The following is a 7,798-nucleotide window of genomic DNA, read 5'->3' on the forward strand; positions in this document are numbered from 1 at the left end:
GATTCCTTACGCTTCGTTACGCGGTGAGGGCGGGCTGCTTCAGCAGGTGGGCGCGGTAGCGGGCCGCGCGCTGCGCGGCGGCCTGGCCGCCGAGGGCCACCACGCCGACCAGCAGGTCGCCGGCGTGGTAGCCGACCACGACGTCGCCGTCCGGGTCGCCTTCGAGGATCCGCACGTCGTCCTTGCCGAGCAGGGGCGAGCCGAAGGACTGGAGCCGGAACTCGTGCTGGTCGCTCCAGAAGGTGGGCAGCGGCGCGAAGGGAGCCAACTCGGCCTCCCTGCGGTCGAGATGGGCGGCGAGGACCTTCGCGGCGTGCTTGGCGGTGTCGGTGGGGATGGACCAGTGCTCGACCCGGCGGGGCGCGCCGTCGTAGCGGGCGTTGGGGAAGCGGGCGACGTCGCCGACCGCGACGACCTCGGGGCGGCCGCCGACGCGCAGGTGCTCGTCAGTGAGGACGCCGTCGGTCAGGTCGAGGCCGTTGCCGTCCAGCCACTCGGTGTTGGCGACCGAGCCGACCGACTCCACGACCACGTCGGCCGGGAGGACCGTGCCGTCGCCGAGGACGACTCCGGTGACGCGCTGTCCGCCCTCGAACCCGGCGACCCCCGCTCCGAGCGCGAAGCGCACTCCGCGCTCCTCGTGCCGTTTGAGCAGCGCGCCGCCGAGCAGTTCGCCGAGCGGTCCCACCATGGGCAGGGGCAGCGGGTCGACGACCGTGACCTCTGCCGCGCCGAGTCCCACGGCGGTGGCGGCGACCTCGCAGCCGATGAATCCGGCGCCGACGACGACCACCCGCGCTCCGGGCCGGATCAGCGCGTCGCGCAGGATCTGGGCGTCGGCGAGGGTGCGTACGGTGTGGCGTCCGACGAGCGGGCCGGGGCACCGGAGCCGGCGGGGGCGCATGCCGGTGGCGACGACCAGTCCGTCGTACGGGATCACCTCGCCGTCGGCGAGTTCGACGACGCGTTCGTCCAGGCGGGCCGAGGTGATCCGCGTCCCGAGCCGCCATGCGACGTCGGCGGCGGCCGCCTTCGGGGTGAAGGCGAGGGACTCGAACGAGGCTTTGCCCGCGAGGACTTCCTTGGAGAGCGGGGGCCGGTTGTACGGCATGTGCGGCTCGTCGCCGACGACCGTGACGGCGCCGGTCCAGCCCGCCGCGCGCAGTTGCTCGGCGGCGCGCAGACCGCCCATCGAGGCGCCGGCGACGACGACGTGTCCCGTCATCGGGATCAGCCCTCGATCCGGATGGCCTGGAGCGGGCACACGTCGGCGGCTTCCTCGACCTCGTCGCGCAGCGCCTCGTCCACGTCGGAGACGTAGGCGAGGTGGCCGTCGTCGTCCATCGAGAAGACGTCGGGGGCGGCGAAGACGCACTGGCCGTGGTCCTGGCACTTGATCATGTCGACGACGACCTTCATGGCCGGTCCTCCTGTGGATACGGGCGTCGGAGCAGGGAGGGAAGGGGAAGAGAGGGGCCCGACCGATGTCGGACCGGGCCCCTCGGCCAAGGGGATGCGGGACCTCGCGGAACCGCATCCCCGACTCGTTTGGCTTCAAACAACATAGGAAGCCGTTCGACCCTGGTCAATACCTGTCCAGGTGGATAAATTCTTACCGCCGACCCCTTGCGGGACCTGAATGCGACTCATACCGTTCGGATTCAAACGACCGACTCGGGGTTCGACTCTCCTCCCCCGCACCCCGGCTTCCGTTTCTCTGCACACCACGCGTCCCCGGCCTCAGACCACGGGGACACCCCACCCTTCCGCCAAGGAGACAACGGTGAGCGCATCCGACACCCCAGAGATCCGCCGGCACATGGAGCGGCTCGCCGCCGAGGGCGTCGACGTGGTCCGGGTCGTCTATCCCGACCTGATCGGCACCGACCGCGCCCGTGACGTCCTGCTCGACCACCTGCCGTCGGCCGGCGAGCACGGACTGGCCTTCTGCCGCGCCGTCTACCACACGACACCGCAGGGCGACGTGGTCCCCGTCGCGGGCGGCCTGGACGCCGGACTGCCCGACGTGACCGTACGCCCCGACCTGTCCACCGCAGCCGTGCTGCCGTGGGAGCCCGGCGTCGCGACCTGCCTCGGCGAGGTCACCGACCCGGCGACCTCGGCCCCCGCGCCGGAATCACCGCGCGACCTGCTGCGGACCGTGCTGGCCCGGTGCGCCGAGCACGGGCTGCGTCCGGTCGTCGGACCCGAGCTGGAGTACTTCCTGCTGGAGCCCGCGCCCGACAGGCCCACCGGCTGGCGCCGCGCCCCGGAGACCACCGGCGCCGTCTACACCGCCGGACTGCGCGCGGACCCCGGCAACCATCTGCTGCGCACCCTGCGCATGCTGCGCGATCTCGGCCTCGGCGTAGTCACCGGCAACCACGAGTTCGACGGCGGCCAGTACGAGATCAACCTGACCCACTCGGCGGCCCTGGACGCGGCCGACCGCGCCTTCCGCTTCAAGGCCGCCGTCAAGGAGCTCGCCCGCCAGGAGGGCAACCTCGCCACCTTCATGGCCAAGCCCTTCGGCGACGCCGGCGGCTCCGGCTTCCACCTCCACCTGTCCTGCGAGGACACCGAGGGCCACAACGCCTTCGACGACCCGTCGGGCGCCCACGGTCTCTCGGCGACGGCCCGCCACGCCATCGCGGGCATCCTCGCCCACGCGCCCGCGCTCGCCGCCCTCGCGAACCCCACCGTGAACTCGTACAAGCGCTTCGGACCCGACACCCTCGCGCCCTGGCTGATCGACTGGGGGCTCGACAACCGCAGCGCCATGGTCCGCATCCCGCCGGAGCGCGGCTCGGGGGCCCGCCTCGAACTGCGGCTCGGGGACGCCAGCGCCAACCCGTACCTGCTGATCGCCGGAACCATCGCCGCCGCGCTGCTCGGCGTGCAGGCCGGAGAGGAGCCCGAGGCGCCGCTGGAGGGCTACGGCTACGACACCGCCCGCTCCGCCCTGCTGCCCACGAACCTGGCCGCCGCGCTGGACGCCCTGGAGGCGGACACCGCACTGACCGACATCCTCGGCAAGGACTTCGTCGCGTCCTTCCTCACCTACAAGCGGGACGAGGTCGAGCGCTTCGGGCGGCACGTCACCGACTGGGAGTTCACCGAGTACGCCTACCACCTCTGACCCTTCGAAGCCCGGCCCAGGAGAACCACCATGACCAGCCCCACCGTTCCCGCCACGCCCACCACCCAGGCCGAACTGCGCGCCGCCCTCGCCGAGCCGCTGCCGCTCGAAGAGGTCGACCTGGCGAATCTCGACAACTTCGCCGACGGCATCAAGCCGTGGCGCATGTTCCACACGCTGCGCCACGAGGACCCGGTGCACTGGCAGCCCGAGGAGGCCCCCAACTCCGGTTTCTGGGCGGTCACCCGGCACGCGGACATCGCCACCGTGGACCGTGACGCGGAGACGTTCACCTCCTCGAAGTTCGTCAACCTCGAAGAGCTGGACGACGACCAGATCAAGAAGCGGGCGTCCATCCTGGAGCTCGACGGGGTCCGCCACCGCGCCATGCGCAGCGTCATCCAGCGCCAGTTCGGCGCGAGCGTCATCAACAGCTACAGCGACTTCCTGCGCGGTCTGACGGCGCAGACCCTGGACGCGGCCCTGGCCAAGGGCTCCTTCGACTTCGTCGCCGACGTCTCAGCCGACTTCCCCATCAACGTCCTCGCCCGTCTCCTCGACGTGCCGCCGGAGGACAACCAGCAGCTCATCGACTGGGGCAACCGCATCATCGGCAACACCGACCCCGACTACGCGGACGTGCTGCTGCACAGCGCGGAGAGCGACAAGTACCGCGACCTGCCGTTCCGTTCGCCCGCCTCGCTCGAAGTCTTCGAGTACGGACGGGAACTGGCCCGGCAGCGCCGCGGCGGCAACGGTACGGACCTGGTCTCCAAGCTGGTCAACACCGTTCCGCGCGACGGGATCCCGCTGACCGAGCAGGACTTCGACAACTACTTCCTGCTCCTGGTCGTCGCGGGCAACGAGACCACCCGCCACACCATCTCGCACTCGATGCTGGCGCTCCTCCAGCACCCCGAGCAGCTCGCCCGCCTCAAGGACGACCCGTCCCTGATCCCGGGCGCCGTCGAGGAGTTCCTGCGCTGGGCCTCCCCCGTCTACCACTTCCGCCGCACCGCCACCCGCGACGTCGAACTCGGCGGCAAGCAGGTCAAGGAGGGCGACAAGGTGGTCATGTGGTTCGCCTCCGGCAACCGTGACGAGGAGGTCTTCGGCAACCCGTACGACTTCGACGTGACGCGTACCAACAACGACCACATCACCTTCGGCAAGGGCAGCCCTCACCTGTGCCTGGGCAACCTGCTCGCCCGCACCGAGATCCGCATCATGTTCGAGGAGCTGATCCCGAGGATCGCCGACATCAGGCTGGCCGGCGACGCGCCCCGCGTCCTGTCCAACTTCGTCAACGGCATCAAGAAGCTCCCGGTCGAGGTCACGCTCGCCTGACGAAGCCGCCCGCAGACCGCGCTCCGCGATCCCCACTCCGCACGACGCACATGACACGGCTGTCCCCCCGCCCCACGGGCCGGGGGACAGCCGTGCGGGAAGCCGTCGTCAGTGATCCGTGTCCAGGTGGAGCCTGAGCAGGTCCACTCCGTAGTCGTTGCCGTTGGGTGTGCGGACGATGGTGTGGATGTGCTGCTGGGTCGGGGTGCCCTGGGGTCCGCCCGGTCCGCCGGGCCCCGCGCTCGCGGAGGCGGACGCCGAGGCCGAGGCGGACTCGGAGGCCGAGGGCGAAGCCGAGCCGGCGCCGTCGCTCTCGTGGTAGCCGAGCGGGGACTCGGCGTCGTACTCGATCAGCACGACGGGGCTGTGCACGCGGTAGTAGAACGCCGAGTCGTCGTCGTACGCGCCGATCCAGTGGAAGTACGTGTCGTCGAGGTGCTTCTCGATCTCGCGCAGCCGCACCCGCGCGTGCCCTTCGTCCTGATAGCCGACGTACACCTCGGCCAGGTCGAGCAGCAGACGCCGCTGCCGGCGGTTCAGGGCCGTGCCCCTGACCCCGGCGTAGGGGATGACCGCGTTGTCCTGGCCCGCGCCCGCGAGGAGGTCGGTGCCGGACTTCTCGGCCGTGGACAGTGCCTGGGCGAGCTGGGTGTCGTCCAGGGAGCGGAGGAGTTCGAGGCCCGCGACGGTCTCCTCCCGGAACAGGTGGTACTTCTTCCCCTCGTACGTGATCTTCGTCGGCTCGGAGCCCATGAACGTCGGGGTCATCACGACCTGGTCGCCCAGGACGAAGTAGTTGATGACGAGGTGGTGGCCCTCGAACTGGAAGCCCCAGGCCCCGGTCGCCGAGGGGGTGCCCATGACGGTGAACCAGTAGGCGTCCTCGTTGAGCGCCTTCGACGTGTCCCCCTCGTACTCGCCGAGGAACTGGTTGAGCTTGCGGATGTTGTCGGCCTGCCGGAGACCGCGGGCCGACAGGGACGCCCTGAGCAGTCCGATGCCGAGCGCGTACTGCTTCTCGGTCAGATCGCGCAGGGCGACCCCGTCGCGGTCGTTGGAGTCGACGTTCGTCCAGTCGAGCCATTGGTCGGAGTCGACGTCGAAGAGGGTGGCCGCCTTCTGCTCGGCCGTGAGGGAGGCGACGAAGGCCTGCGCGGCGCGGACCACCGGGACGGTGGAGACGCCGGTGGAGTGGACGGCGTACAGGTCGCCGAGGACCGTGCCGTCCGTGGTGACGCCGACGAAGTCGTCGTACGCGATCGTCCGGCCGAAGCCGCCGCCGGGCGGCGGGCCCGACGGGGACGCGCTCGCCGTGGCGTCCGCGGCCGCCGCCTCGTCGCCGGTCTCTTCGGCACCGGCCGAGGAGGCGGCCCAGCCGCCCATGACCGCGACGGCGGAGACGCCCCCCGTGAGCAGGGCCTTGTTCATGAACCAGCGGCGCGACCGATGGGCCGCCTCAGTACGCGGCTTGTGTCCGTGGGTTTCGTTGACCATGCCCCCAACGATTTCGTCAACACTTTGCCACTCCGTAGCAACGGCCTGTGCATGACATAGGAATCGGGGACGGCCCTGTGCGACGGCACGCGCTCAGGCCGACCGGTCCAGAACGCTTCCGGGGAAGACCGTCTCCCGTGCGAGGAAGGCGAGTTGGGCGTGCTTCTCGGGGAGCCGGACGTCCGGGAGGTCGACCTCCGGCAGTACGACCACGGGGCCCGGGGTGAATCCCTGGCGGTGGAAACGGGCGATGGCCCGCTCGTTGCGCACGTCGGGGTCGACCACGACGCGGTCGCGTCCCAGGCCCAGCAGGACGTACGACGCGGCCGCGCTCAGCAGTGCCGTGGTCCAGCCGGGACGCCCGCCGCCGGGTCCGGCCGGCGCGAGCAGCAGGTGGACGCCGATGTCACCGGGTTCGGCCGGATAGCATTCGCCGACCCGGTCGGCCGCCGGCTCGTACGTCTGGAGCAGCGCGACCGGCTCACCGTCCTTCACGAGGAGGTAGGCGTGATGGGTGTCGAGAGTCTCCATGTGGGCGTATATCGCGGTCACCTGATCTCTCGTCAGGCCTCTCATGCCCCAGAACGCGGCCCGGTCCGAATCGACCCAGTCGTGGACCACGGGACCGTCGAACTCCGCGTCCATGGGCAGGACGCGGACGGTGCCGTAGCCGTCGACGATCTGCTCGTGCAGGGCGGCACGCGTGGCGTATGTGTCGGACATCGGTCTCCCTCGTTCAGCCGGCCACGGGTGCGCCCGGCGCTTTCCTGTGATCACCCTGTGCGTCACGCGGTCATATTAGGTTAGGCTCACCTAACTGATGGACAGGGTGCGGTCGTACGAAGGGTGAGGACGCGATGGGGCAGGCGCAGGGGCGGGGTTGGGAAGGCGCGGTTCTCAAACTGCTGCGGGCGAAGGACTACGTGTTCACCGTGACGGGCGCCGAGGACGTCACCGCGGAGTACCGCCGGGTCCGCTTCACCGACGGCGGCATGCTGGCGGTGACCGGCGTCCACCCGACGATGTGGGTGCGGCTGTGGTTCGACAACGCGGGCAAGCCGCACCAGCGGGCGTACACCCTCGTCGACGCCGATCCGGCGGCCGGCACCTTCAGTCTGGAGTTCGCCCTGCACGAGGGTTGCGCGAGCGACTGGGCCAGGGCGGCGAAGCCGGGGGACACCATCGAGGCGACGGTGCAGGGCACGGGATTCGAACATCCCGAACCCGCGCCCTCGCATGTCGTCGCCGTGGCCGATCCCGCCTCGCTGCCGGCCCTGAACTCCCTGCTCACGGCGCTCGGCCCGGTTCCCGCGACGATCTGGTTCGAGGGCAGCCTGGAGGGGCTGCCCTACCGGGCCGCCCCGCACCACGACGTACGACAGGTGGCGCGCAGGGATGCCGGACGCCATCTGGTCGACGAGGTGAAGGCGGCCCTGCCCGAGGTGCTGAAGGAGAGCCCGCAGCCGTACGTGTGGATCGCGTGCGACACGGCGACCACCCGCGCGCTGTCGGCACACGTCCGCAAGGAGCTGTCCGTACCGAAGCAGCGGGTGAACGCGTTGGGGTATTGGCGGGCGGGCTGAGTCCAGGCGGGGGACGGGGGGCGGCCGGTGCGGCGCGGGCGCGGGGCGGGGGCAGCGGGCGCGGGCGCAGCGGGCGCAGCAGACGCAGTCGGCGCAGCAGGCTCGGCGCGGGCAGCGGGGGCGCAGCAGGCTCGGGCGCAGCAGGCGCGGCGCGGGCAGCGGGGGCGCAGCAGGTGTGGCGCGGGCGGCGGGGGCGCAGCAGGCTCGGCGCGGGCGGCGCGGGCCACCCGTTCCG

Annotated in this window: 7 protein-coding genes; 3 read left to right on the plus strand and 4 right to left on the minus strand. The window is 71.1% G+C overall.

The window, feature by feature from the left end; translation table 11 throughout:
• Nucleotides 1-16: 16 nt before the first annotated feature.
• The gene (locus ACZ4TO_RS00565; RefSeq protein WP_468022971.1) at nucleotides 17-1,225 is read right to left on the minus strand and encodes an NAD(P)/FAD-dependent oxidoreductase; all 1,209 of its coding nucleotides are present in this window, start codon (nucleotides 1,223-1,225) and stop codon (nucleotides 17-19) included.
• Between the two features lie 5 nt (nucleotides 1,226-1,230).
• Nucleotides 1,231-1,419 carry a ferredoxin gene (locus ACZ4TO_RS00570; protein ID WP_326783586.1) on the minus strand — a complete coding sequence of 63 codons (189 nt, stop codon included), beginning with the start codon at nucleotides 1,417-1,419 and terminating at the stop codon, nucleotides 1,231-1,233.
• Between the two features lie 364 nt (nucleotides 1,420-1,783).
• Here ACZ4TO_RS00570 and ACZ4TO_RS00575 point away from each other — a divergent pair, with 364 nt between their 5' ends.
• Together ACZ4TO_RS00575 and ACZ4TO_RS00580 are read left to right on the plus strand one after the other, a co-directional pair.
• Nucleotides 1,784-3,139 carry a glutamine synthetase family protein gene (locus ACZ4TO_RS00575; RefSeq protein ID WP_382784598.1) on the plus strand — a complete coding sequence of 452 codons (1,356 nt, stop codon included), beginning with the start codon at nucleotides 1,784-1,786 and terminating at the stop codon, nucleotides 3,137-3,139.
• Nucleotides 3,140-3,169: 30 nt separating this feature from the next.
• On the plus strand, nucleotides 3,170-4,486 hold the full coding sequence (locus ACZ4TO_RS00580; protein ID WP_382784595.1) for a cytochrome P450: 1,317 nt from the start codon (nucleotides 3,170-3,172) through the stop codon (nucleotides 4,484-4,486).
• 108 nt (nucleotides 4,487-4,594) lie between these two features.
• On the opposite strand, the gene ACZ4TO_RS00585 is transcribed toward ACZ4TO_RS00580, so the two are convergent.
• Entirely contained in the window at nucleotides 4,595-5,980 is a 1,386-nt protein-coding gene (locus ACZ4TO_RS00585) for a DUF3500 domain-containing protein (protein ID WP_468022972.1), read from the minus strand.
• A gap of 93 nt (nucleotides 5,981-6,073) precedes the next feature.
• Nucleotides 6,074-6,703, minus strand: a complete 630-nt coding sequence (locus ACZ4TO_RS00590; protein ID WP_468022973.1) for a GNAT family N-acetyltransferase — start codon at nucleotides 6,701-6,703, stop codon at nucleotides 6,074-6,076.
• Between the two features lie 134 nt (nucleotides 6,704-6,837).
• Between ACZ4TO_RS00590 and ACZ4TO_RS00595 the strand changes: the two genes are divergently transcribed.
• Nucleotides 6,838-7,563, plus strand: coding sequence for a siderophore-interacting protein (locus tag ACZ4TO_RS00595; RefSeq protein WP_385037409.1), 726 nt, complete (start codon nucleotides 6,838-6,840; stop codon nucleotides 7,561-7,563).
• Nucleotides 7,564-7,798 lie beyond the last annotated feature (235 nt).

The sequence above is a fragment of the Streptomyces sp. NPDC028298 genome (genome assembly GCF_055565895.1).

Bases quoted from the DNA above. Each gene is read 5' to 3' on its own strand.
- ACZ4TO_RS00565 (WP_468022971.1), bottom strand. From the start codon at position 1,225: ATGACGGGACACGTCGTCGTCGCCGGCGCCTCGATGGGCGGTCTGCGC.
- ACZ4TO_RS00570 (WP_326783586.1), bottom strand. From the start codon at position 1,419: ATGAAGGTCGTCGTCGACATGATCAAGTGCCAGGACCACGGCCAGTGC.
- ACZ4TO_RS00580 (WP_382784595.1), top strand. From the start codon at position 3,170: ATGACCAGCCCCACCGTTCCCGCCACGCCCACCACCCAGGCCGAACTG.
- ACZ4TO_RS00585 (WP_468022972.1), bottom strand. From the start codon at position 5,980: ATGGTCAACGAAACCCACGGACACAAGCCGCGTACTGAGGCGGCCCAT.
- ACZ4TO_RS00590 (WP_468022973.1), bottom strand. From the start codon at position 6,703: ATGTCCGACACATACGCCACGCGTGCCGCCCTGCACGAGCAGATCGTC.
- ACZ4TO_RS00595 (WP_385037409.1), top strand. From the start codon at position 6,838: ATGGGGCAGGCGCAGGGGCGGGGTTGGGAAGGCGCGGTTCTCAAACTG.